Raw genomic sequence first — 23902 nt, 5'->3', positions numbered from 1 at the left:
CCCAACCGATTGTCGATTCAGCCAATAATGACAAGAGAGAAAAAAATCATGAGTGAAACGCCAACACGTCGCCTGCGCAGCGAGCAATGGTTCAATGACCCTGCCCACGCGGACATGACTGCCCTGTATGTCGAACGCTACATGAACTACGGGATGACCCGCGAAGAACTGCAATCGGGACGCCCGATCATCGGCATCGCCCAGACCGGCAGCGACCTGACCCCCTGCAACCGTCATCATCTGGAGTTGGCGCAACGCGTCAAGGCCGGTATTCGTGATGCCGGCGGCATACCCATGGAGTTCCCGGTGCATCCGATCGCCGAGCAATCGCGTCGGCCCACGGCCGCACTGGACCGTAACCTGGCGTATTTGGGGTTGGTGGAGATCCTCCACGGTTACCCGTTGGACGGCGTAGTCCTCACCACCGGTTGCGACAAAACCACCCCCGCGTGCCTGATGGCTGCCGCAACCACCGACCTGCCCGCCATTGTCCTGTCCGGCGGCCCGATGCTCGACGGTCACCACAAGGGTGAGTTGATCGGCTCCGGCACCGTGCTGTGGCATGCGCGCAATCTGATGGCCACCGGCGAAATCGACTACGAAGGCTTCATGGAGATGACCACGGCGGCCTCGCCGTCCGTTGGGCACTGCAACACCATGGGCACCGCGCTGTCGATGAATGCGTTGGCCGAAGCCCTGGGGATGTCGTTGCCCGGCTGTGCGAGCATTCCGGCGCCCTACCGTGAGCGCGGGCAAATGGCCTATGCCACCGGCAAGCGCATCTGCGAGCTGGTCCTGCAAGACGTAAGGCCGTCGCAGATCATGACGCGTGAGGCATTCGAGAACGCGATCGCCGTCGCCTCGGCACTCGGCGCATCCAGCAATTGCCCTCCGCACCTGATTGCGATTGCCCGGCACATGGGCGTCGAACTGAGCCTGGATGACTGGCAACGGATTGGCGAGGACGTGCCGCTGCTGGTCAATTGCATGCCGGCAGGCAAGTACCTCGGCGAAGGCTTCCACCGCGCCGGCGGCGTGCCGGCCGTGATGCACGAACTGCAAAAAGCCGGGCGTCTGCATAAAGACTGCGCGACGGTCAGCGGCAAGACCATCGGCGAAATCGTCAGCAGCGCCCTGACCAGCAACGCCGATGTGATCTACCCCTTTGAAACCCCGCTCAAACACCGCGCCGGTTTCATCGTGCTCAGCGGCAACTTCTTCGACAGCGCCATCATGAAAATGTCGGTGGTGGGCGAAGCGTTTCGCAAGACCTACCTGTCCGAACCCGGCGCAGAAAACAGCTTCGAGGCCCGGGCGATCGTGTTCGAAGGGCCAGAGGACTATCACACCCGCATCGACGACCCGGCGCTGGATATCAACGAGCGCTGCATCCTGGTCATCCGCGGCGTGGGCACCGTGGGCTACCCCGGCAGTGCAGAAGTGGTGAACATGGCGCCTCCCGCCGCCCTGATCAAACAAGGCATCGACTCCTTGCCCTGCCTGGGCGATGGGCGCCAAAGCGGCACGTCGGCAAGCCCGTCAATTCTCAACATGTCCCCCGAAGCAGCGGTAGGCGGTGGCTTGGCGTTGCTCAAAACCAACGACCGCCTGAAAGTCGACCTGAACACACGCACGGTCAACCTGCTGATAGACGAGGCCGAGATGAGCCGGCGTCGACTTGAGTGGACGCCGAACATCCCGCCCTCCCAGACACCCTGGCAGGAACTGTACCGGCAGTTGGTGGGGCAGCTTTCTACAGGTGGGTGCCTGGAGCCTGCGACGCTGCATCTGCGCGTGATTGCCCGCAGTGGTGAGCCGCGGCATTCGCATTGACAAGCGAGCGAGGGCATAGCCGCCCCGCTTGAGAAGCCAACGCAGAAAAGCCCAGCAGACATGCCGGGCTTTTACCGTTTAGCAGACAAAGAAAAGCCCGCGATGGGGCACGGGCTAAGAGGTTTTCACCAGGAGCTGGAGTCACCATAAACATATGAATGTGAAGAGGGCGTGAAAGGTTGTACTCAATACGCCACGACGATCGCTCGCGCCAACTGCATGTCAGACATTAGCGGCGCGTTGTAGGTCGAGCGATAGTAGCGAGAAGCCTGCTCAAACTGCGCGCCGCGGATCTCACCATCAGAGCCAATGTATGCGAGCGCATCGTTCTTGGCTTTTTTCATCAAAGAGGGGCCATACATTGTAAATGCCGTTGTTCCGCCGAGGATCATGGTCGGAAACAGCGTCGTGACGGTCAGCGCTCGCTCTACTGGATTTTCGACATACCACGCCATTACGTCAGCACTGATCGACACCGTGATGATGGCTGCCAACGTCTTCCATAAATCCATGCTTCGATGCTTCCACTGCGATACGAGCGGGCAAGATAGCAAAATAGAGGGCTAGCGCAAGCGATGGGAGTGGGAAATGCGGGTGCACTGACCACTCCCCAATAAAGCTATAAAAATCACACTGACGGTTCGCTGCCAAAGCGCTAGGACGAACGCCCGGTCGCTGATGGACCCGACGTGATCGGCTTTCAACGTCAATCCGCACTCGCACCAAGGGTTACGCAATAGTCATGTATGCCTCCTGCCTAGGCCTGATTGGTTAGTTTCAGCCAATCAATGACTTCCTTGTCGAGGCCCCTTATGTCACTTACTCACACCGCGTCCGTCTTTCTGTATTTCCTGTTGCTCGGCACTGTCTGGCCCAGCCACGCCAGAGACCTGGCCGAAGGCCTTACCGAGCAGTCCCCGTCTGTGGCACTTGAAAATAAAAACCAACGGTACCCGCAGTGGACCGGCATCGGTTCACTGAAAAACGCCTTAGGCCAGACCTGCAATGCCGTTCTGCTCGACACGCGCAACCGCCAGGGTAAAGCCGTCGGCCCGGCTTATGTGCTGACCGCCGGGCATTGTGTGTTCTTCAGCTACGGTACGGCGCGCGTGCGCCAGGCATTCACCGCCGAGGTGACCTTCAATTACTTTCATGACACGCCCGAACAGCGTGTCACCTACGCCGTCAAGACCGCACATTGGAGCAGCATGGTGGGCACTGACCTGGCCGTGCTCGAACTGGATACATCGCTGGCCGTGCTGGTGGCCGGCGCGATCATGCCACTCAAGCTGGCCTCCCAGCGGCAGACGTCGGATCGAGAAGTGATCAACGTGGGAGCGCCGACCGGTTTTCTGAAAAAGGGCCTGCGCATGAGCGCCTGCGTGGAGTCGATCCTCAACAGTTTTGCCGAGCATCCTGGCGTGTTCCCCAGCGCCTTGCGCAACCGCTGCAACGGTTTGCGCCCAGGCAGCTCCGGCAGTCCGATGCTGGACCGTAACACCAATGAAATCACCAGCATCATCAGCAAGGTCGCGTCTGCCATTCAGAAGGACATTCTCAATAGCTGCCAGAACAACTCGGCCTGCGAAGCTGCCAAATTCAACTACAGCTATCCCGCCAACGACTTGTACTACTGCTTTGTAGACGGCGTTTTCCGTAACGACACCCCAACCTGCCAGCTCAAGGCCGTTGACATCACGCTGGACGAACCGTGGAACCTGAAACCCTATGTGCATTTACAACGTGATGCCGACAAAATTACCCGTCCGACCTGGAACCTGAGGTTTTCGATTCAGGAACCGTTCTACCGATTCAAGGCCGTGAATGACATCAGCGATTGCGCACGCACACACGGCTATCAAGTGGCTGCCGCCTCTGACGAGGCCTACATCAACCAGCCCATCGGCCCAGTGCTGGGGCCGCATGTGCTGTGCATACTCGGGGTGCAAAAGGCCGAGCAGCCGCTGACCGAAGCACTGCTGCGCAATGTGTTCACCCATTCGGTATTCCTGACCAACCCGGCACCGGCACCGCAGCTAAAGCACCGCTATCACGTCGCCTGGAAAGACCAGCACAACGGTTTCAGCCAGCATTACTACTACAGCGTGAACGCGGCGGTCAGCAGCACCTGTGGCGATATTGACGACGATCGCTACACCCTGGCCATCGAGGGCATTTTCATTGACATAGCAGAGCTGCCGATCACGTTATGCAGCTATGCACGCAACAACGCTGGGCAACCGTCGGCCATTCGCGCAGATGTGATCAGAGGCGCAACGGTTCGCTCACAGCGTCATGCCAGGTGATGCGGCAATCTTTGATCTTGCTAACCAGGGTGACGACCATCTGGATTCGACCATGCCCTCACTGTGGCACGCCCGCCCTGGAGATCAACTCACGCAACCGGGAATCCTTAGGCTCAAACACATCGAGGAGCCCGATCGCCTTAAGAGCGGGTAAAGATTGAATAATCTCTCGCTCAGCTAGCAGTTGATCATCCATGCTCGCGTCCGAATCACTCCAAACCCGAACGTTTGCCAAAAAAGCACCCACCGTCCCCTTACGTACGGTCACGCCTTCAAATGTTGCTTCGTTTGTGTCGTCGGCGAGAATGTCTTCGGCACGCATATCAGTCTCCGCAGTTGGGTTGCTTTAACTTCTCGGCCTTTCGGAAAAGGGCCTCATGCCGACAATAGCGTAATTATTTTGCGCTGGCATTTAAATGCAAACCGAGCCCCCGGTATTGACTCCTACGTCGATCTATCCAGCTTCTAACGCTGAAAAGGCAATGGCCTATCAAGGCAAACCCGGCGCTTGGCCGGGTCCGTTGATCTGAATGCTCAGTTGTCAGGATGCTCACTGGCTACTGAATCGGCAGCATCCACGTCCGACATATCTTCCTCGAGGGGTGCCTCGTCGTCAGGTGGCAGCGGGATATGATCCTCATCGCGCTTTGGATCATGACCAGTCTCATTGTCCGTGCCGCGCGTTACTGCCTGCTGTGAAATATTGCCTGGGGCATTCTCGTTGATTTCCATGCTGTCTCTCCGCTGTAAAAGCGCGACAAATACGCACTTAAACCATTGGAGTCGGCTTGTAGCAGTGAGTGCCGGGCATTGGACGAACGGGGGATCGGAAGGCAATGTTGGGGCGTAAGGTTGGTAGCTTCACCAGCCGATACGCTATCAAGGAGACACCTGACGGCGTTTAGCCAATACCGACCTTTCCAAGCAGCATCATCGAATGTACAAGAAAGCCGGAAAGAATGGGCAGAAATCGCAGGCCATGCGAGCGAGGGTATGACCAAAAACTACCAGCGAGACCACGAGGAAATCATCTGGTCCGAGGCAATTCCGGACCTGAATATCAGCGAAATAACCGGAGAGGTTTGTGCGGGTTTTGCGCAGGCACAAAAAAGCCGATCTATCTGATCGGCTCAACTGTCTGATATTACTCAGGAAATATGGTCGGGACGGAGTGATTCGAACACTCGACCCCTAGCACCCCATGCTAGTGCGCTACCGGACTGCGCTACGCCCCGACTAGGCGTGTTACTGGGTTCGCTTCTTAACGAAGCGAACCGGAATATACCGCAAGCTTTTGAAATGTGGAAGTATTTTTAAAGCTTGAATCATTTCTTCAAAACCACCAGCACATCTTCCAGTTCGGAGATCATCTGGCGGATCAGTTGCTTGTACTGGGTGGTGTCGTCTTTGGCTTCATCACCGGACATACGCTGGCGTGCGCCGCTGATGGTAAACCCCTGGTCGTACAGCAACGCGCGGATCTGTCGGATCATCAGCACATCCTGGCGCTGATAATACCGACGGTTCCCGGTGCGTTTGACGGGGTTGAGTTGAGGAAACTCCTGCTCCCAATAGCGCAGTACGTGCGGTTTTACCGCACACAGCTCGCTGACTTCACCAATGGTGAAGTAGCGTTTGCCTGGGATGACGGGTAGCTCGTCGTTATGACTTGGTTCCAGCATAAGCCTCAACTCGGGCCTTTAACTTCTGCCCTGGACGAAAGGTGACCACACGGCGAGCCGTGATCGGGATTTCTTCTCCCGTTTTTGGATTGCGGCCAGGCCGCTGGCGTTTGTCTCGCAGGTCGAAGTTGCCGAAACCGGACAACTTGACCTGTTCGTTGTCTTCCAGAGCGTGGCGGATCTCTTCAAAAAACAGCTCGACCAATTCCTTGGCCTCGCGCTTGTTCAGACCCAACTCTTCGTACAGACGTTCCGCCATCTCAGCTTTCGTCAAAGCCCCCATACGTCACTTCCTTAACGTGGCGTTCAACCTTTGTTCGAGCGAGGTGAGGATATTTTGCGTCGTGGTATTCACCTCATCGTCATTAAGAGTGCGCGATGGATGCTGCCAGGTCAAGCCAACTGCGAGGCTTTTTCTATGCGGATCAATGCCTTTACCCTGATAGACGTCAAATAGCCTGAGGTCTGTCAGCCATTCCCCTGCATTTTCACGGATTACATCCAGAACGGCAGTGGCGGCGACGTCACGGTCGGCGATCAGGGCCAGGTCACGACGCACTTCAGGGAAGCGCGACAACTCGCTGAATTTAGGCATCTTGCCCGTGGCAACTTCAGCCAGGACCAGCTCAAAAACGAAGACAGGGCGATCCAGCCCCAGGGTTTTCGACAGTTCTGGGTGAATTGCACCGACGAAGCCCACCAGGCGACCTTCGCGCTCGATACGCGCAGTCTGGCCGGGATGCAATGCTGGGTGGCTGCCCGGCACAAAGGTGAAGGCATTCAGCGCACCGGCAAAGCCCAGTACCGCTTCCACGTCAGCCTTGACGTCGAAGAAGTCTACGACGTCGCGATCCTGCGCCCAGCCTTCCGGCAGGCGGCTACCGCAGACGACGCCGGCCAGCATCGGTTCCTGCTTAAGACCATCGAGCTGCCCCACGAAACGCAGGCCGCTTTCGAACAGGCGCACGCGGTCTTGCTGGCGATTCAAGTTGTGGGAAAGCGCCTTCACCAGACCCGGCCACAGCGACGAACGCATGGCAGCCATATCGTTGGAGATCGGGTTAGCCAGCAACAGTGGCTCAACACCCGGGTTGAACAGCTCGAACTGCTTTGGATCGATGAAGCTGTATGTCACAGCTTCCTGATAGCCACGAGCTACCAGCAGGCGACGCAACTCTGGCAGGTGCGCACGCGCCTCGGCCTTGGGTTGTGGCGCCAGGCGCGCTTGCGGGTAACGAACCGGCAGGCGGTTGTAGCCGTACAGACGCGCCAGCTCTTCGATCAGGTCGACTTCCAGGCTGATATCGAAGCGATGACTTGGTACTTCAACCTGCCACTGCCCTTCCCCACTCGAGGAAATACCCAGGCCGAGGGCCGATAGCAGCTGCTCGATTTCAGTCGGCTCGATGACCAGGCCGAGCATTTGCTCAACGCTCTTGGCGCGCAGGGTTATTGGCGCAATCGACGGCAGGTACTGTTCGTTGACGGTTTCGCTGATCGGGCCGGCCTCGCCGCCAGTGATGTCCAGCAGCAGGCCAGTGGCGCGCTCCATGGCTTCACGGGCCAGCTTCCAGTCCACGCCACGCTCGTAGCGGTGCGACGCATCGGTGTGCAGGCCGTAGGAACGTGCCTTGCCAGCGATGGCGATCTGGTCGAAGAACGCACTTTCAAGAAATACGTCACGGGTGGTCGCGGACACACCGCTGTGCTCGCCACCCATTACGCCGGCAACCGCCAAGGCGCGGGAGTGGTCAGCGATGACCAGGGTATCGGCGCGCAGGCTGACTTCCTGACCATCCAGAAGGACCAGCTTCTCGCCTTCTTCGGCCATGCGCACGCGGATGCCGCCGTTGATTTCGGCGAGATCAAAAGCGTGCAGCGGCTGGCCCAGCTCCAGCATCACGTAGTTGGTGATGTCGACGGCAGCGTCGATACTGCGTACGTCAGCGCGACGCAAACGTTCCACCATCCACAGCGGGGTTGGCTTGGACAGGTCGACGTTACGGATCACACGCCCCAGGTAACGGGGGCAGGCGTTTGGTGCCAATACGTCAATCGAGCGTACTTCGTCGTGCACTGCCGGCACGGCAGCGACCACTGGACGGGTGACAGGCGTGTTGTACAGCGCGCCCACTTCGCGGGCCAGGCCCGCCAGGGACAGGCAATCGCCGCGGTTCGGGGTCAGGTCGACCTCGATGCTGGCGTCTTCCAGTTCCAAATAGACACGAATGTCCTGGCCCACTGGCGCCTCGGCCGGCAGTTCCATCAGGCCATCGTTACCCTCGCCCACCTGCAACTCGGCTTGGGAACACAGCATGCCGTTGGACTCAACACCACGCAGCTTGGCCTTCTTGATCTTGAAGTCGCCGGGCAGTTGGGCACCGATCATGGCGAACGGGATCTTCAGGCCCGGACGCACATTTGGCGCTCCGCACACGACCTGGAAAGTTTCCGCGCCATTGCTGACCTGGCACACACGCAACTTGTCGGCATCGGGATGCTGCTCGGTGCTCAACACCTCGCCCACCACCACACCGCTGAAAACACCGGCGGCCGGCGTAACGCTATCGACCTCAAGACCGGCCATCGACAGACGCGCAACCAGCTCGTCGCGACTTACCTGCGGGCTTACCCAGCCACGCAGCCATTGTTCACTGAATTTCATCCTGCTCTCCTAAAGATTCGTTACGACTAGCGAAATTGCGCGAGGAACCGCAAGTCGTTGTCGAAGAACAGACGCAAGTCGTTCACGCCGTAACGCAGCATGGCCAGACGCTCGACGCCCATGCCGAAGGCGAAGCCCGAGAACTCTTCCGGGTCAATGCCGGACATGCGCAGCACATTAGGGTGGACCATGCCGCAGCCCATCACTTCCAGCCAGCCGGTCTGCTTGCACACGCGGCAGCCTTTGCCGCTGCACATCACGCATTCCATGTCGACTTCAGCCGATGGTTCGGTGAAGGGGAAGAACGAGGGACGGAAACGCACCGCCAGCTCCTTCTCGAAGAACACCCGCAGGAATTCTTCGATGGTGCCCTTGAGGTCGGCGAAGTTGATGTCGCGATCCACCAACAGGCCTTCGACCTGGTGGAACATCGGCGAGTGGGTGATATCCGAGTCGCTGCGGTACACACGGCCTGGACAGACAATGCGGATCGGCGGCTTGTTCGCTTCCATGGTGCGGACCTGTACCGGCGAGGTATGGGTGCGCAACAGCATGTTCGCATTGAAATAGAAGGTGTCGTGCATCGACCGGGCCGGGTGATGGCCTGGGATGTTGAGCGCCTCGAAGTTGTGATAGTCGTCTTCGACCTCAGGGCCTTCGGCAATGCCGTAGCCGATGTGAGTGAAGAACTGTTCGATACGTTCCAGAGTCCGGGTGATCGGGTGCAGTCCGCCCGAGGCCTGGCCACGGCCAGGCAAGGTGACATCAATGGACTCGGCGGCGAGCTTGGCCGCAAGATCGGCCTCCTCGAGCGACGCCTTGCGCGCATTGAGAACCTCTGTGACACGCTCCTTGGCGACGTTGATCAGCGCACCGACTTGCGGGCGCTCTTCAGCCGGCAAATTCCCCAGGGTCTTCATCACCTGAGTCAATTCACCCTTCTTGCCAAGGTAGTGAACCCGGATTTGCTCCAGGGCATTTACATCTTCAGCGCTTTGCACAGCCTCGAGGGCTTGGGCGACGAGCGCGTCCAGGTTTTCCATGTACAGACTCCAGATACAAAATAGGGGAAGAGCTTGAAGGCTCTTCCCCTATTTATGACGTTTACCACCTTGGGCCACAGGAGTAGCCCAGGGTGACTGTCGGGGGTACTTAAGCCAAGGAGGCTTTAGCTTTCTCGACAATCGCAGCAAACACCGCTTTTTCGTTCACGGCCAGTTCAGCCAGAACCTTACGGTCGATTTCGATGGACGCTTTTTTCAGGCCAGCGATGAAACGGCTGTAGGACAGACCGTTAACACGTGCACCAGCGTTGATACGAGCGATCCACAGAGCGCGGAACTGACGTTTTTTCTGACGACGGTCACGGTAGGCGTATTGGCCTGCCTTGATTACCGCTTGCTTGGCAACACGGAATACGCGTGAGCGTGCGCCGTAGTAGCCTTTAGCAAGTTTCAGAATTTTTTTGTGACGTTTACGGGCAATGACGCCACGCTTTACACGAGCCATGAGTTACTTCCTCTATTCTTGATCCAAAAATTAACGAAGGCGCAGCATGCGCTCGACTTTTGCCACGTCAGACGGATGCAGCAAGCTGCTACCGCGCAGTTGACGCTTACGCTTGGTCGACATTTTGGTCAGGATGTGGCTCTTGAAAGCGTGCTTGTGCTTGATACCGTTAGCAGTTTTCAGAAACCGCTTAGCAGCACCACTTTTAGTCTTCATCTTTGGCATGTTCGGATACTCCGCATTCAGTTGATAAACATAATCAGAAGGCCTGCCGTGCCCTGTTGATTACTTCTTCTTTTTCGGGGCGATGACCATGATCAGCTGGCGTCCTTCCATCTTAGGATGCTGTTCGACCGAACCGTACTCGAGCAGGTCAGCTTCAACCCGCTTGAGGAGTTCCATCCCCAGCTCCTGGTGGGCCATCTCACGGCCGCGGAATCGCAAGGATACCTTGGCCCTGTCCCCATCACTCAGGAAACGTACCAGGTTGCGCAGTTTTACCTGGTAATCCCCTTCCTCCGTCCCTGGACGAAACTTGATTTCTTTAACCTGGATCTGCTTCTGGTTTTTCTTGGCTGCGGCAACCTGCTTCTTCTTCTCGAAGATCGATTTGCCGTAGTCCATCAGCTTGCAGACAGGCGGTACAGCATCGGCGGAAATTTCCACCAAATCGAGCTTGGCTTCTTCAGCCTTAAGAAGCGCGTCTTCAATTGACACAATCCCAAGCTGCTCACCCTCAGCCCCAATTAACCGAACCTCGCGTGCCGAGATATTCTCGTTGATCGGGGCTTTCGGTGCAGCTCGTTTATCTTGTCTCATTTCACGCTTAATAGTAATTACTCCGAATCTGGGCGACCACGCCGGGAAACCGCTTGCGCGAGGAACTCAGCGAACTGGGCGACGGGCATCGAGCCCAGGTCAGCACCTTCACGAGTACGCACAGCGACAGTCTGCATCTCGACTTCCCGATCTCCGATAACCAAAAGATAGGGAACCTTGAGCAAAGTATGCTCGCGGATTTTAAAGCCGATCTTTTCATTTCTCAAGTCGGACTTGGCACGAAATCCGCTTTCATTGAGAGTTTTTTCAACTTCAGCGGCAAAATCTGCCTGTTTATCAGTGATATTCATGATCACTGCCTGAGTCGGAGCCAACCACGCAGGGAACGCGCCCTCGTAGTGCTCGATCAGGATACCGACGAACCGCTCGAACGAGCCGAGGATCGCCCGGTGCAGCATGACCGGGTGCTTACGGCTGTTGTCTTCGGAGACGTATTCGGCTCCCAGACGGATCGGCAGGTTAAAATCGAGCTGCAGGGTACCACACTGCCAGACGCGGCCAAGGCAATCTTTCAGCGAGAACTCGATCTTCGGACCGTAGAATGCGCCCTCCCCCGGTTGCAGGTCGTACGCAAGCCCCGCACTGTCCAGCGCTGCGGCCAGTGCCGCTTCGGCGCGGTCCCACAGCTCGTCGGAACCGACGCGTTTTTCCGGACGAGTGGACAGTTTCATCTCGACTTCGGTAAAGCCGAAGTCGCGATAAACATCCATGGTCAGCTTGATGAACGCGGCGGATTCGGCCTGCATCTGCTCTTCGGTGCAGAAGATGTGGGCGTCGTCCTGGGTAAAGCCACGCACGCGCATGATGCCGTGCAGCGCACCCGATGGCTCGTTACGGTGGCAGGCACCGAATTCGGCCAGGCGCATCGGCAGCTCACGGTAGCTCTTCAAGCCCTGGTTGAACACCTGCACGTGGCATGGGCAGTTCATTGGCTTGATGGCGTAGTCGCGGTTTTCCGACTGGGTGGTGAACATGTTGTCGGCGTAGTTGGCCCAGTGCCCGGATTTCTCCCACAGGCTGCGATCAACGACCTGCGGGGTCTTGATCTCCAGGTAACCATTTTCGCGCTGAACCTTGCGCATGTACTGCTCGAGCACCTGGTACAGGGTCCAGCCGTTCGGGTGCCAGAACACCATGCCCGGCGCTTCTTCCTGGAGGTGGAACAGGTTCAGGCGCTTGCCGATCTTGCGGTGGTCGCGCTTTTCGGCTTCTTCGATGCGCTGGATATAGGCGGCCAACTGCTTCTTGTCAGCCCAGGCCGTGCCGTAGATCCGTTGCAGTTGTTCGTTCTTTGCATCGCCGCGCCAGTAGGCACCGGACAGCTTGGTCAGCTTGAACGATTTCAGGAAGCGCGTATTCGGCACGTGCGGGCCGCGGCACATGTCGACGTATTCTTCGTGGTAATACAGGCCCATGGCCTGCTCGTCCGGCATGTCTTCGACCAGGCGCAGCTTGTAGTCTTCGCCACGCGCGGTGAACACGTCGATCACTTCGGCACGCGGGGTGACCTTCTTGATGACGTCATAGTCTTTTTCGATCAGCGCGTGCATGCGCTGCTCGATGGCCGCCAGGTCGTCCGGGGTGAAGGGACGCTCGTAGGCGATATCGTAATAGAAGCCTTCTTCGATAACCGGGCCAATCACCATCTTGGCGGTCGGATACAGCTGCTTCACTGCATGACCAATCAGGTGTGCACAAGAGTGGCGAATGATCTCCAGCCCCTCTTGGTCCTTGGGCGTGATGATTTGCAGGCTGGCGTCGCTGGTGATCAGGTCGCTGGCGTCAACCAGCTTGCCGTCGACCTTGCCGGCCACGGTGGCCTTGGCCAGGCCGGCACCAATGGATGCGGCGACCTCGGCGACGGAAACCGCGTGATCGAATGAACGTTGACTGCCATCGGGAAGAGTAATAGTTGGCATGGCGCCTCCTCTCCTAGTGGTGACCCCTACCAAAGGTCACGTGGGTTGGGATGAGCCAGTACAAGATCCAACACCAGGCCGTTCAATGAAGAACGCCTGCCTTACAGCGGCAGGAGCCTTTCGGCCAACCGATAATCGAACCAGAGTGACTGGAGTGAACAAAAAGGACCTGGCAAGGCGGCAAATGGCGCGCCGGGAAATAGCCAGGCGAGGATGCTAGCACAGATGAACGGTCGTCGCGCCGACGAAGCTTTGTGTAAACAGCATTTCAAGGCTTTATAGCTGCAAAAGTGAACTTGAGCTGTACGCCGGGCCTCAAACCCACTGAGAATCGCCGTTCGTCCTCGACCCAAAGGAGCATCCCATGATGCGTTTCACCTCTACCCTCGCTGTCGCCGCTACCCTGAGCCTCCTTTCCCTCGGCGCACAAGCCGCAGCCCCCTCCAACTGGCCAGCCGGTGCCCGTGACAGCTTTGTGAGCGACTGCAGTGCCGCCGCCAGTCAGAACGTAGACGTCAAGACCGCCAAAGCCCACTGCGAGTGTGGCGCCGACAAGATCAACGCCGAATTGAGCTCTGCCGAGATCAAGGAACTCATGACCAACCAGAACGCCAGCCCGGAGCTGAAAAACAAAGCAGTCGCGGCTATTTCGTCCTGCAAAGTCGTGAAGAAAAAGTAAGATTGACCACTGATCAGACGGCCATTTCAGTGAAAAAACGGCCTCAAAACTGCTATTTCGCACAAAATACGCAGGTTTTACGGCTTTTTTTAACAGCTGATATTTCACTGCAAAGCCCCGTAGATCGGGGCTTTCAGCCGATCCAGGGATCAAACGCAACGCGATTGATTAGCAAACAATGCCTTGGGGGGGCTCCCAAGTCGAACATTTCGACTATGATAGCCCAGTGTGCCCAGTTGGCCTGAGCAGCACAGCACTACTGAAAATATATGTTTCTTGGAGATACACCATGTCTAATCGCCAAACCGGCACCGTTAAATGGTTCAACGATGAAAAAGGCTTCGGCTTCATCACTCCTCAAGGTGGCGGTGACGACCTGTTCGTACACTTCAAAGCTATCGAAAGCGACGGTTTCAAAAGCCTGAAAGAAGGCCAGACCGTTTCCTTCGTGGCTGAGAAAGGCCAAAAGGGTATGCAAGCTGCACAGGTTCGCGGCGAGTAATTCCCCGCTGAGCTAAAAAAACCCCGTCCATGTGGCGGGGTTTTTTATGGGCGATGCAAAAACCGCAGGGCAATCAGCCGCAATTGACCCGAGTGATCACCAGGTTGTTATCGGTGTTCAGGTTCAAGCGGTCGGAGCGATACTCCAGCGTGATCATATCGTTGGGCTTGAGAATGCGTGCATTCTGCGCACCCGCACGCGTACGGGCCTGCTCCAGCAACTGGGGCGAGGCTTTCTGGCCGATTGCAAACTCGGCGGCCTTCGACTCACAGCGGCTATGACCGGCATCGGTCGCGGTGGCGTCTTTGCCTGGCTCAGAGGCACCCGGGGTGCTGCAACCCGCCAATGCGAGTGCTGCCAACAAAGTACCGAATGATGCGAGCTTCCAAGGCATGAAGCCTCCTATGATAAAAAATGGACAGAGATCGTGCGACAGCAGTCAAAGCGATTGGTTTCAAGACGTTAACCGCCTGCGCGCAAGTCTGCCTCACTCACAGCAGCCAAGCGCCCTGTCAATCGTGACTAGATATGAACGCACCTAGTAGATATCAATGTAGTCAGAAGAAGGTGTAGGCCAATTCTGCTTCAGCGCGTTAAAAATCTGCATGACCCAGACTTCGTCGCTTGCCGCGACGATGCCGACATACCCGGAGCCCTTTGACCAAGTCTCCAGGCGAAAGAGCAGGCCGTCGATATCAACGCCTCCCACGGTCCCCGAGGAAATATAGGCAATACCCTTCTTGGTAACCCGCAGTTGGGTATGTTCATCGTCACTGGCGCTGGCAAGCAGTTCGCGCACGGTCGCCTGGGTGAGGTCCTCAGGGTTGTTCAAATTGATCTGCACGCGTTGTTTCCTGGCTATTGGACAGGCCGGCAGTGTCGCACACCCCCTCCTTCATGCCTAAGTAGCAGTGCCAAATGCCGCGTAAAATGCTTAACTGCGCCCGCTGGTACCGCATTCCAGCGCATTGCCCAGTACTTTCAGCCCGTGAGACGTCCATGACCACCGTAACGATCCAAGCCGATATCAAAGCCAAGTGGCCCCAGGGGCAAAGCTCCTATAGCCCCGGCAGCCCCGAAGAACTGGCGATCATTGGTATCGACCTGTTGGTCAAGGAACTGGGAACCCAGGCGGCACAAGCGTTCATCGGCCAGATATTCGAGAAATACCCGGCCGACTACATGGGCGCACAACAATAAGAACCGGCCGGCGAGCGCCGACCGGTAAAACGTATTACTTCAAACGCGCCAGACGCTCGGTCAGCAGATCGAAGAAGCCCTGGGCGTCGCCGTTCTCCACCCAGAACACATTCTTCTCCTGCTTGAGTCCGTCATACCAATCGACGATGGTCTGGCCGAAAGTCGGACCTTCGCGGCTGTCTACGACCATATTGGCCTGACGACCGCTGAACAGCGAAGGCTTGAGCAGGTAGGCAACCACGGTGGCATCGTGGACCGGGCCGCCCGGAATGCCGTAGTGCTCCATATCACCCTTGACGTACTCATTCAGAATACTGCTGACGACCTTGCTCGCGTTGTTGTTCAGGTCCGCAATTTTTTTCAGGCGCGCATCGCTGGTGAGGACTTTATGGGTCACATCCAACGGCAGGTAAGTCAACTTCACACCGCTTTTGAGCACGATCTCAGCCGCGACTGGATCGGCGAACAGGTTGAACTCGGCCACCGGTGTGATATTGCCGCCATTGAAGTGCGCACCACCCATCACCACCACTTCCTTGATGCCTTGGGTGATTTCCGGCGCCTGGGTCAGTGCCAGCGCCAGGTTGGTCTGCGGCCCGAGCATGGCGATGGTAATACTGTGCGGCTTGGCGCTGCCCAGGGTCTTGATCAGGTAGTCAACGGCATTGCCTTCGGCCAGGCCTTTTTTCGGTTCGTGCACGGTGACACCGGAAATGCCTTCCTTGCCATGGATGTTCTCGGCATAGATCGGCTTGCGCAACAGCGGCGCGGGCGCACCTGCATACACCGGGATATCCTCGCGCCCTGCCCACTCGCGCGCCAGTCGTGCATTGCGGGAGGTCTTGTCCAGGCGCACGTTACCGGCGACGGTGGTCAGCGCACGAATACTCAACTCCTCTGGCGAAGCCATGGCAAACAACAGCGCCACCACATCATCGGCGCCCGGATCAGTGTCGATGATCAGGTCGATTTTTTCCGCCGCCTGGGCGCTTGCTGCTGTGAGCGCGGACAAAAGCAGGACACTCCGGAACAGGTTTTTCAGGGTAGGTAGACCACGTTGCATAAAGCACTCCTTGTCATAGGGGGGGACGCTAGAACGTTACGCCGGACACCAGCGCGATATTGCAGTAAGGCTGGCATTCGCCGGTGCGCACAACCGCGCGGGCGTTGCGACTCAGTTGTTTGAACTGATCATGGCTGAGCAGGCGCCGTTCACCCAGCGCGGCTTGCTCTGTGAGTGTATTGAGTTCGGCCAGCGCCGGCGGTTGCTTAAGCAGGATTTCTTCGGCCAGTACGTGGCTTTCTACCTGCATTTCGCTCAGCACAATGCGTAATGTGCTGATGAAATCCGGAATGCCCTGGGTCAGCGCCAGGTCGATCAGCTCCACACCGGGAGGTACCGGCAGGCCGGCATCGCCGATGACCAGGATGTCACCATGGCCCAGGGACGCGATCACGCGTGACAAGGCGATATTGAGCAGTGGGGTCTTTTTCATGAGGGCACAAAACCTTGGACGTCGTGCAGCGTAGGAATGGAAGGCTGAGCGCCGTTACGGGTGACCGACAGCGCTGCCGCGACCTGCCCAAAACGAATGGCCTCGGACTCGCTCTTGCCGGCAGCCAGCGCAGCGGCAAAGCCACCGACGAAGGTGTCGCCGGCGGCCGTGGTGTCCACCGCCTTGACCCTCGGCGCGACCAGATGCTCGAAGCTTTTACCATCCGCGAACAGCGCACCCTGGGCGCCCAGAGTGATGATGACTTTACCCGCCCCCGCCTTGATCAGCGCCGTCGCGGCGACCTTGGCGCTGTCGAGCGAGTCCACCGCCACACCGCTCAGGGCGCTGGCCTCACTTTCATTGGGGATCAGGTAGTCGATCGAGGCATACCACTGCGCGGGCAGGGGGCCGCTTGCCGGGGCCGGATTGAGGATGACCGTCTTGCCCAACTCACGACCGCGCTTGAGCGTATAGCCAACGGTGTCCATCGGCACTTCAAGCTGGCAGATGATCACCTCTGCCGCCTGCAGCACAGCGTCGCAGGTTTTCAGAGACTCGGGCGTCAGCTCACCGTTGCTACCCGCCACAATGACAATTGCGTTCTGGCTGCTGTCATCCACCACGATCAACGCCACACCACTGGAACCTTCTACGGTGCTGACCGCTTGGCAATCGATGCCTTCCGCCACCAGCGCCTCGCGCAATTGACTGCCGTAGGCGTCGGTACCGATGCAACCCATCATTGCCACGTCGGCCCCCAGGCGCGCCGACGCGACGGCCTGGTTGGCGCCCTTGCCTCCTGGAACGGTGGAAAAACTTTGGCCGACCAGGGTTTCACCGGCACGCGGCAAGCGACTGGCGCGGGTGACCAGGTCCATGTTCAAGCTGCCTACTACCACTACTTTTGCTGGCATACATCAGTACTCATCAATTCGGTTCAGCGGTATTGGGCGAATACACCGGCCAGTGGCGCCGTTGACTCACGCAAAACAATACTCGGCGTCACGATACGTTGATCGATCGGCAGTTGGGGTGTTGCTATACGGTTGAGCAGTAATTCGGCGGCCATCTCACCCAGTTGCAGGATCGACTGCCCGACCGTGGTCAGCGCCGGGTAGACGTAGCGACCCATCTGAATGTCATCGAAGCCGATCACCGACAACTCGCCTGGCACGCGGATACTACGTTCAGCGGCGGCGCGCAGCACGCCAAAACCGATCATGTCGTTGCTGGCGAAAATCGCACTGGGCGGGTTCTCCGATAGCAACTGCACCGCCGCGGCGTAACCTCCGGTGCTGGTAAAATCGCTTTCCAGGATGCGATTGGCCAGCACCTCGACGCCAGCCTCGCGCAATGCACGCTGGTAGCCCGCAAGCCGCATCTGCGCCACGCGGGTATGCCCCGGGCCGCCGATACAGGCAATGTCCCGATGCCCCAACTCCAGCAAATGCCGTGTCGCGAGGTAAGCACCCTCTTCGTGATCAATGCGTACCAGATCGACATCGATACCATCCAGCGCCCGGTCGACAATCACCATGGGCGTGCGCACCGCACTCAAGCCAGCGGCAAGGCCACTGTCATCACCACCTACCGACGTCACGATCAAACCGTCGACGCGCTTTTCCAGCAGTACGCGCAAGTAACTGCGCTGCTTTTCAGCGTCGTCATCGGAGTTGCAGAGGATCACGCAGTAACCATTACGCTCGCAGTAATCCTCGATGCCACGGGCCAGCTCCGCAAAATAGGGGTTGAGGCTGTTGGGCACCAGCAAGCCGATGGTGGCCGTGGTCTTGGCCTTGAGCGAACGTGCTACGGCGCTGGGCACGTAGTCCAGTTGCTTGATCGCCGCCTCGACCTTGATGCGTACCGGCTCGCTGACCGGGCGTGTCTTGTTCACCACATGGGACACCGTGGTGTAGGAAATACCTGCAAGCGCTGCCACATCCTTGATCGTTGCCATGGTTCAGCCCCGCCGACTGGCGCGCTGGCTGCGGTAAGTATCGAGGACGACGGCGATCACGATCACGGCACCGGTAATGATGCGTTTCGTGGGTTCCGTTGCGCCGATCTGCGCCAGGCCGGCAGCCAGTACCGAAATGATCAACACACCGAAGAACGTACTGATGACCGAACCGCGCCCGCCCATCAGGCTGGTGCCGCCAATCACCACGGCGGCGATCACTTGCAGTTCCAGGCCCGAACCGGCATTCGGGTCCGCCGCCTCCAGACGCGAAATCTGGAACAGGGCAGCCACACCGGCCAACAGGCCCATCAGGCTGAACACCAGGATCTTGTAGGGTTTGGGATTGATGCCAGCCAGGCGCACCGCCTCTTCGTTGGTGCCGATACCGATCAGGTAACGCCCGAATACAGTACGGGTCAGCACCAGCTGCGCCGCAATGATCACCAGCAGCGCAATGATGAACGACGGTGAAATGCCAAAGGCAATCGGGTTGGACAGCCAGGCAAACGAGTCACCGATATAGGCGGTGCGCGAGCCGGTCATCTGGTAGGCCACGCCGCGAGCCATCTCCAGCACACCCAGGGACACGATAAATGACGGAATGCGCCAGGCCACGGTGATGGAGCCGGTGAGGGTACCGGCCAATGCGGCGCAGCCCATGCCCAGCAAGGCGGCCGGCAGCACGCTCCAGCCCCAGCCAAGAATCGCCACGCTGACCGCCGACGCCGCCAATGCCAGCACGGAACCTACCGACAGATCGATGCCGCCAATGATGAGGATGAAGGTCATGCCTACCGCCAGCACCATCAGGTCCGGAATCTGGTTGGCCAGGGTGCTGAAGGTGTCATAGGACAGGAAGTGGTCGCTGAGCACCGAGAACAGCGCAATCATCGCCAGCAAAGCACCCGCCAGGCCCAGGTAGGTACCCAGGCCATAGAAGTTGCCGCCAGTCTTACCGGGGGAAATGCTTGTTTTCATGGGGTATTCCTAGGCGCTGCTTCGTTGAGCAGCGCATTACGTTTCTGATAGCCGGCAAAGGCGGCGGCGAGCAATTCGTCCTGGGTCCAGCTGTCACGCTCGAAGGTCTGGATCAGGCGCCCGGCGGATAACACACCGATGCGGTCACAGATCAGCATCAGTTCGCGCAGGTCACTGGACACCACCACCAGTGCCTTGCCCTGGCGCGTCAGTTCGCCGAGCAAGGCATAAATGTCGAACTTGGCGCCGACGTCGATACCTCGGGTCGGCTCATCGAACAGCATCACCGAACAATCGCGCTCCAGCCAACGGCCGATCACCACCTTCTGCTGGTTGCCCCCCGACAGCTCGGAGACCAATTGCGCCGGACTGGAACTGCGGATCCGCATGGCGTCGATCTGGCGCTTGGCCAAGGCAGTTTCATCGCGGCGATTGACCAGGCCGCCGCCGGAGATTTCCGGCATGTTGCCCAGGGCAATATTGGCGCTGATGGACTGGGTCAGCAGCAGGCCCTCGCCCTTGCGGTCTTCGGTGATCAGGGCGATGCCATGACCGACCGCGTCCACTGGCGAGCGGATACTCACCACCTTGGCCGGCGAGCCCAGGGCCACCGTGCCGCTGTCGGCCAGGTCGGCGCCGAAGATCAGGCGGAGCAATTCAGTGCGACCGGCGCCGATCAAGCCGGAGATGCCATAGATCTCGCCAGCTCGCACTGTAAATGAGACGTCGCGAACCTTGTCCGAGCGGCTCAGGCCGGTCACGGTCAAGGCCGGGGCACCGATCGTACGTGGACCCAGGTCGATGTGTTCGCCCAACTCGCGACCGACCATCAAGGTAACCAGCTGCTCGCTGTTGTAATTGGCCATCGGCTCGACGCAGACCAGCTTGCCGTCGCGCAATACCGCAATGCGCTGGGCGACACGGGCCAGCTCTTCCAGCCGGTGCGAAATATAAATGATCGCCACGCCCCGGGCCTGCAGGCGGGTGATTTGTTCAAACAGCATCTCGACTTCACGGGCGGTGAGCATGGCCGTGGGTTCGTCGAGGATCAGCACATGACAGTCGCCAATCAGGTTACGGGCAATCTCGACCATTTGCTGATGACCAATGCCCAGGCTGCCAACCAGCGTATCCGGGTCGATCGCATCCAGGCCGACCTGGGCCATGGCTTCGATCGCAGCCTTGCGCAGTTGTTTGCGGCTGATCCAGCCACAGCTGCTCGGCAGATTATCCAGGAACAGGTTTTCAGCCACCGTCAGCGTCGGCAGCAGGTTGAGTTCCTGCATGACCATGCGTACGCCCAGCGTTTCGGCCTGGGTCCGGCTGCCAGGACGGTAATCCTGGCCATTGAACTGCATGTGCCCGGTGGTCGGCGTGACCAGGCCGCCGATGATCTTCGACAAGGTGCTTTTGCCTGCGCCGTTCTCACCGGTCAGCGCCAGCACTTCCCCGCGATTGAGCGTCAGGGTGATGTCGGACAGAACCGGCTGGGCATAGGTCTTACCGATACCGCTGACCGAGAGGACAGCGTTCGGGGCGGAAGATGACATAGGAAAATCTCCAGGCGCCCGCCCAGGACGAGCGAGCGCTGTTGGGTACCGCCAGGATTACTTCTTGAGGACGAGTTCGACCGGGGTTTCGATCACGCCATCTTTGGCATCGACCTTTTCACCCTTGACCAGCTTCAGCGCGTTCTGGATACCGAACACCGCTTGCTGGGCTGCGGCTTGGTCGGCAGTCGCGAGCACACGCCCGTCCTGCAGCATCGGCTTGATGGCTTCGATGTTGTCGTAGCCTACGACCAGCACCTTGCCGGCCTTGCCCGCGGCACGTACGGCAGAAACAGCGCCCAGGGCCATGTTGTCGTTACCGGCCAACAGGGCCTTGAGGTCGGGGTGTTCGCTCAGCATCGCCGACGCAACTTTCTGGCCCTGGTCGATTTCCCAGTTACCGGATTGGGTGGAAACGATCTTCATGCCTGCGGCGTCCATCGCATCCTTGTAGCCTGCGGTACGCTGCTGGGCGTTGGTGGTGGTCGGTACGCCTTCGATGATGCCAACCTTGTCACCCGCAGAGAGTTGCTTGGCCAGGTAATCGCCCACCAGCTTGGAGCCTTTGCGGTTGTCCGGGCCTACGAAAGGAATATCGAGGTTTTTGCTTTTGAGTACGTCAGGGTCAAGGCGGTTGTCGATGTTGACGACCTTGATGCCAGCGTCTGAGGCTTTTTTCAGTACGTTGGCCAGCGCTTTGGAATCGGCGGGCGCGATCACAATGGCGTTGACCTTGGAATTGATCATTTCATTGACGATGGCAATCTGTGCGCTAGTGTCGGTTTCGTTCTTGATACCGTTGGTAATCATGTCGAAATCGGCGGCGTGATCTTTCTGATAAGCCTTCGCACCCTCTTGCATCGTGACGAAGAATTCATTGGCAAGGGATTTCATTACCAGGCCGACCTTGGGTTTGGCGGCGGCGTCTTCAGCAAATGCAGAGGAGAGAGGTAAAGCGGCGGATGCGGCAGCAAGCACAGCGACAGCAAGAAGACGTCCAGCAAATGGCAGCTTCATGGGTTCACTCCGATCTTATGATTATTGTGAGCAACGCTTGCACCGAAGACCCTTCGGTAGCCCTACCACGTGGGTGGCCGATACGAGCTGCCACGGTACCCGAGGAGTGTGCCGTGAAACATCTCGCAAACGTTTGCGTTGAGCAAACTATGAGAACCTTGTCGGGATTTGTCAACGGTAGAAAACAAGCTTTCATCCAGCTCTCCAGCATTGGCAACTCCACCGAAGCCGCTGATACGTTTAAGCAAAGCCCTTTACCGAATATCCCTTGAAAAATCGACAGATGATGCCCGCCGAAGCTGTACGAGTCGCCAAGATCATCCATACAGCTTTCGGACAACCGAACACGAGAGCCCTGCATTGTTCGGAAAGCCGGACGAGGCGTCGCGCCAGCAAACTTAAATTCCGACAAAATTTGTTCTAAATCAAAACGTTAAATTAAAAAAGCAGGCACTATCGGCCTGGTACGAATCCTGCTCTTTCCCTGCACCCTGCGGCGCTCAGAACCGCCCGGGTGTTCTAGATGAACCTGCTACAGCACTCATCAAAAACCAGAGAGAAAAATAATGACATCTGCACTGAAGAACTTTGTCCCGGGCGCCCTCGCGCTCCTGCTGCTGTTCCCCCTTGCCGCCCAGGCAAAAGAAGTTGAAACCAAGACTAAATTGTCCAACGTGGTCATCCTGGCCACAGGCGGCACCATCGCCGGTGCCGGTGCCAGTGCCGCCAATAGCGCCACCTACCAGGCCGCCAAGGTCGGCATCGAACAACTGATTGCCGGCGTTCCTGAGCTTGGCCAGATCGCCAATGTACGTGGCGAGCAGGTGATGCAAATTGCCTCGGAAAGCATCAACAACGAAAACCTGCTGCAACTGGGCCGTCGCGTCGCCGAACTGGCCGACAGCAAGGACGTCGACGGCATCGTGATCACCCACGGCACCGACACCCTCGAAGAAACCGCCTACTTCCTGAACCTGGTGGAAAAAACCGACAAGCCTATCGTGGTGGTCGGTTCCATGCGCCCAGGCACCGCCATGTCGGCGGACGGGATGCTCAACCTGTACAACGCAGTTGCCGTCGCCGGCAGCAAGGATGCACGGGGCAAAGGCGTATTGGTCACCATGAACGACGAGATCCAATCGGGTCGCGACGTGAGCAAGATGATCAACATCAAGACCGAGGCATTCAAGAGCCCATGGGGTCCGCTGGGCATGGTCGTTGAAGGCAAATCCTACTGGTTCCGCCTGCCGGCCAAGCGTCACACCATGGATTCCGAATTCGATATCAAGACCATCAAGAGCCTGCCCGATGTCGAAATTGCCTACGGTTATGGCAACGTGAGCGACACCGCCGTCAAGGCACTGGCCCAGGCTGGCGCCAAGGCCATCATCCATGCCGGTACCGGCAATGGCTCGGTATCGGCCAAGGTGGTCCCTGCCCTGCAGGAACTGCGCAAGCAAGGCGTGCAGATCATTCGCTCTTCCCACGTGAATGCGGGCGGTTTCGTCCTGCGTAACGCGGAGCAACCTGATGACAAATATGACTGGGTTGCTGCCCATGACCTGAATCCGCAGAAAGCCCGGATCCTGGCAATGGTCGCCCTGACCAAGACCCAGGACAGCAAGGAACTGCAACGGATGTTCTGGGAATACTGATTCCTGGTGATCTACCTGTAGGATTGAGCTTACTCGCGAAGAACGCTAACGATAACGCGCACAGCCTGACTCACTGCGGCGCTATCACGTTTTCGCGAGTAAGCTCGC

The 23902-nt window shown here is 58.3% G+C and carries 26 protein-coding genes, 1 tRNA gene and 1 pseudogene; 7 read left to right on the top strand and 21 right to left on the bottom strand.

The features are described 5' to 3' along the window. The first annotated feature begins 48 nt into the window (after positions 1-48). On the top strand, positions 49-1833 hold the full coding sequence (locus TU73_RS24095; protein ID WP_057014289.1) for an IlvD/Edd family dehydratase: 1785 nt from the start codon (positions 49-51) through the stop codon (positions 1831-1833). A 185-nt stretch (positions 1834-2018) separates the two neighbouring features. Here TU73_RS24095 and TU73_RS24090 read toward each other — a convergent pair whose 3' ends face one another. Further along, a complete protein-coding gene (locus TU73_RS24090) occupies positions 2019-2345 on the bottom strand; it encodes a DUF2388 domain-containing protein (RefSeq protein WP_057014288.1) in 327 nt (108 codons plus the stop codon). A gap of 300 nt (positions 2346-2645) precedes the next feature. Here TU73_RS24090 and TU73_RS24085 point away from each other — a divergent pair, with 300 nt between their 5' ends. Then, positions 2646-4139, top strand: a complete 1494-nt coding sequence (locus tag TU73_RS24085; RefSeq protein ID WP_057014287.1) for a trypsin-like serine peptidase — start codon at positions 2646-2648, stop codon at positions 4137-4139. A gap of 58 nt (positions 4140-4197) precedes the next feature. On the opposite strand, the gene TU73_RS24080 is transcribed toward TU73_RS24085, so the two are convergent. Together TU73_RS24080 and TU73_RS24075 are read right to left on the bottom strand one after the other, a co-directional pair. Beyond that, the gene (locus TU73_RS24080; RefSeq protein ID WP_057014286.1) at positions 4198-4461 is read right to left on the bottom strand and encodes a hypothetical protein; all 264 of its coding nucleotides are present in this window, start codon (positions 4459-4461) and stop codon (positions 4198-4200) included. A 212-nt stretch (positions 4462-4673) separates the two neighbouring features. Next, positions 4674-4871, bottom strand: a complete 198-nt coding sequence (locus tag TU73_RS24075) for a hypothetical protein (protein ID WP_043049592.1) — start codon at positions 4869-4871, stop codon at positions 4674-4676. Between the two features lie 205 nt (positions 4872-5076). Here TU73_RS24075 and TU73_RS29700 point away from each other — a divergent pair. Continuing rightward, positions 5077-5264 (top strand): annotated as a pseudogene (locus TU73_RS29700) (hypothetical protein); the annotation flags it as partial. Between the two features lie 33 nt (positions 5265-5297). Here the strand turns inward: TU73_RS29700 and TU73_RS24070 are convergent. From TU73_RS24070 to thrS, 9 genes are all read right to left on the bottom strand, one after another. After that, positions 5298-5374: transfer RNA gene (locus tag TU73_RS24070), tRNA-Pro, on the bottom strand. Between the two features lie 90 nt (positions 5375-5464). Further along, positions 5465-5821, bottom strand: a complete 357-nt coding sequence (locus tag TU73_RS24065; protein ID WP_003174972.1) for a MerR family transcriptional regulator — start codon at positions 5819-5821, stop codon at positions 5465-5467. After that, positions 5802-6104, bottom strand: a complete 303-nt coding sequence (ihfA, locus tag TU73_RS24060; protein ID WP_002553164.1) for an integration host factor subunit alpha — start codon at positions 6102-6104, stop codon at positions 5802-5804. Before ihfA ends, TU73_RS24065 begins: the two co-directional genes overlap by 20 nt. Before the next feature lie 3 nt (positions 6105-6107). Next, positions 6108-8486 (bottom strand): phenylalanine--tRNA ligase subunit beta, encoded by a 2379-nt coding sequence (gene pheT, locus TU73_RS24055; protein WP_057014285.1) that lies wholly within the window; start codon positions 8484-8486, stop codon positions 6108-6110. A gap of 26 nt (positions 8487-8512) precedes the next feature. After that, positions 8513-9529 carry a phenylalanine--tRNA ligase subunit alpha gene (gene pheS, locus TU73_RS24050; RefSeq protein WP_003192486.1) on the bottom strand — a complete coding sequence of 339 codons (1017 nt, stop codon included), beginning with the start codon at positions 9527-9529 and terminating at the stop codon, positions 8513-8515. 109 nt (positions 9530-9638) lie between these two features. Further along, a complete protein-coding gene (rplT, locus tag TU73_RS24045; protein WP_005789679.1) occupies positions 9639-9995 on the bottom strand; it encodes a 50S ribosomal protein L20 in 357 nt (118 codons plus the stop codon). Between the two features lie 30 nt (positions 9996-10025). Further along, entirely contained in the window at positions 10026-10220 is a 195-nt protein-coding gene (gene rpmI, locus TU73_RS24040; protein ID WP_002553160.1) for a 50S ribosomal protein L35, read from the bottom strand. Between the two features lie 60 nt (positions 10221-10280). Next, positions 10281-10832, bottom strand: a complete 552-nt coding sequence (infC, locus tag TU73_RS24035) for a translation initiation factor IF-3 (protein ID WP_170827566.1) — start codon at positions 10830-10832, stop codon at positions 10281-10283. Continuing rightward, a complete protein-coding gene (gene thrS, locus TU73_RS24030) occupies positions 10832-12754 on the bottom strand; it encodes a threonine--tRNA ligase (RefSeq protein ID WP_046068907.1) in 1923 nt (640 codons plus the stop codon). Before thrS ends, infC begins: the two co-directional genes overlap by 1 nt. A 364-nt stretch (positions 12755-13118) precedes the next feature. On the opposite strand from thrS, the gene TU73_RS24025 reads away from it, so the two are divergent. Together TU73_RS24025 and TU73_RS24020 are read left to right on the top strand one after the other, a co-directional pair. Next, positions 13119-13433: a hypothetical protein gene (locus tag TU73_RS24025; protein ID WP_080889086.1), complete on the top strand. Its 315-nt coding sequence runs from the start codon at positions 13119-13121 to the stop codon at positions 13431-13433. Positions 13434-13722: 289 nt separating this feature from the next. Further along, a complete protein-coding gene (locus tag TU73_RS24020; protein WP_003234260.1) occupies positions 13723-13935 on the top strand; it encodes a cold-shock protein in 213 nt (70 codons plus the stop codon). Positions 13936-14008: 73 nt separating this feature from the next. On the opposite strand, the gene TU73_RS24015 is transcribed toward TU73_RS24020, so the two are convergent. Then, complete coding sequence (locus TU73_RS24015) at positions 14009-14329, bottom strand: I78 family peptidase inhibitor (RefSeq protein WP_057014284.1); 321 nt, start codon at positions 14327-14329, stop codon at positions 14009-14011. Positions 14330-14473: 144 nt separating this feature from the next. Next, positions 14474-14779 (bottom strand): hypothetical protein, encoded by a 306-nt coding sequence (locus tag TU73_RS24010; RefSeq protein ID WP_057014283.1) that lies wholly within the window; start codon positions 14777-14779, stop codon positions 14474-14476. 155 nt (positions 14780-14934) lie between these two features. Between TU73_RS24010 and TU73_RS24005 the strand changes: the two genes are divergently transcribed. Next, positions 14935-15135: a hypothetical protein gene (locus TU73_RS24005; RefSeq protein WP_057014282.1), complete on the top strand. Its 201-nt coding sequence runs from the start codon at positions 14935-14937 to the stop codon at positions 15133-15135. 34 nt (positions 15136-15169) lie between these two features. Here TU73_RS24005 and TU73_RS24000 read toward each other — a convergent pair whose 3' ends face one another. Genes TU73_RS24000 through TU73_RS23970 form a run of 7 tightly spaced genes read right to left on the bottom strand, consistent with a single transcriptional unit; the run spans position 15170 to position 22139 of the window. Further along, complete coding sequence (locus tag TU73_RS24000; protein ID WP_043049572.1) at positions 15170-16198, bottom strand: nucleoside hydrolase; 1029 nt, start codon at positions 16196-16198, stop codon at positions 15170-15172. 28 nt (positions 16199-16226) lie between these two features. After that, the gene (gene rbsD, locus TU73_RS23995) at positions 16227-16631 is read right to left on the bottom strand and encodes a D-ribose pyranase (RefSeq protein ID WP_057014281.1); all 405 of its coding nucleotides are present in this window, start codon (positions 16629-16631) and stop codon (positions 16227-16229) included. Further along, on the bottom strand, positions 16628-17545 hold the full coding sequence (gene rbsK / locus TU73_RS23990) for a ribokinase (protein WP_057014280.1): 918 nt from the start codon (positions 17543-17545) through the stop codon (positions 16628-16630). Before rbsK ends, rbsD begins: the two co-directional genes overlap by 4 nt. 23 nt (positions 17546-17568) lie before the next feature. Then, entirely contained in the window at positions 17569-18591 is a 1023-nt protein-coding gene (locus TU73_RS23985) for a LacI family DNA-binding transcriptional regulator (RefSeq protein ID WP_057014279.1), read from the bottom strand. 3 nt (positions 18592-18594) lie between these two features. After that, positions 18595-19572 (bottom strand): ABC transporter permease, encoded by a 978-nt coding sequence (locus TU73_RS23980; protein ID WP_057014278.1) that lies wholly within the window; start codon positions 19570-19572, stop codon positions 18595-18597. Continuing rightward, a complete protein-coding gene (locus TU73_RS23975; RefSeq protein WP_057014277.1) occupies positions 19569-21122 on the bottom strand; it encodes a sugar ABC transporter ATP-binding protein in 1554 nt (517 codons plus the stop codon). The genes TU73_RS23980 and TU73_RS23975 overlap by 4 nt, the downstream gene beginning before the upstream one ends. Positions 21123-21179: 57 nt before the next feature. Beyond that, positions 21180-22139 (bottom strand): sugar ABC transporter substrate-binding protein, encoded by a 960-nt coding sequence (locus TU73_RS23970; protein ID WP_046068915.1) that lies wholly within the window; start codon positions 22137-22139, stop codon positions 21180-21182. Positions 22140-22705: 566 nt separating this feature from the next. Between TU73_RS23970 and TU73_RS23965 the strand changes: the two genes are divergently transcribed. After that, positions 22706-23794, top strand: coding sequence for an asparaginase (locus TU73_RS23965; RefSeq protein WP_046068916.1), 1089 nt, complete (start codon positions 22706-22708; stop codon positions 23792-23794). Positions 23795-23902: the final 108 nt, after the last annotated feature.

It is taken from the genome of Pseudomonas libanensis (assembly GCF_001439685.1).
Classification (GTDB): Bacteria; Pseudomonadota; Gammaproteobacteria; order Pseudomonadales; family Pseudomonadaceae; genus Aquipseudomonas; species Aquipseudomonas libanensis.
The sequence above is the reverse complement of the archived record's forward strand: the minus strand, read 5'-3'. Positions and strand labels throughout refer to the sequence as shown.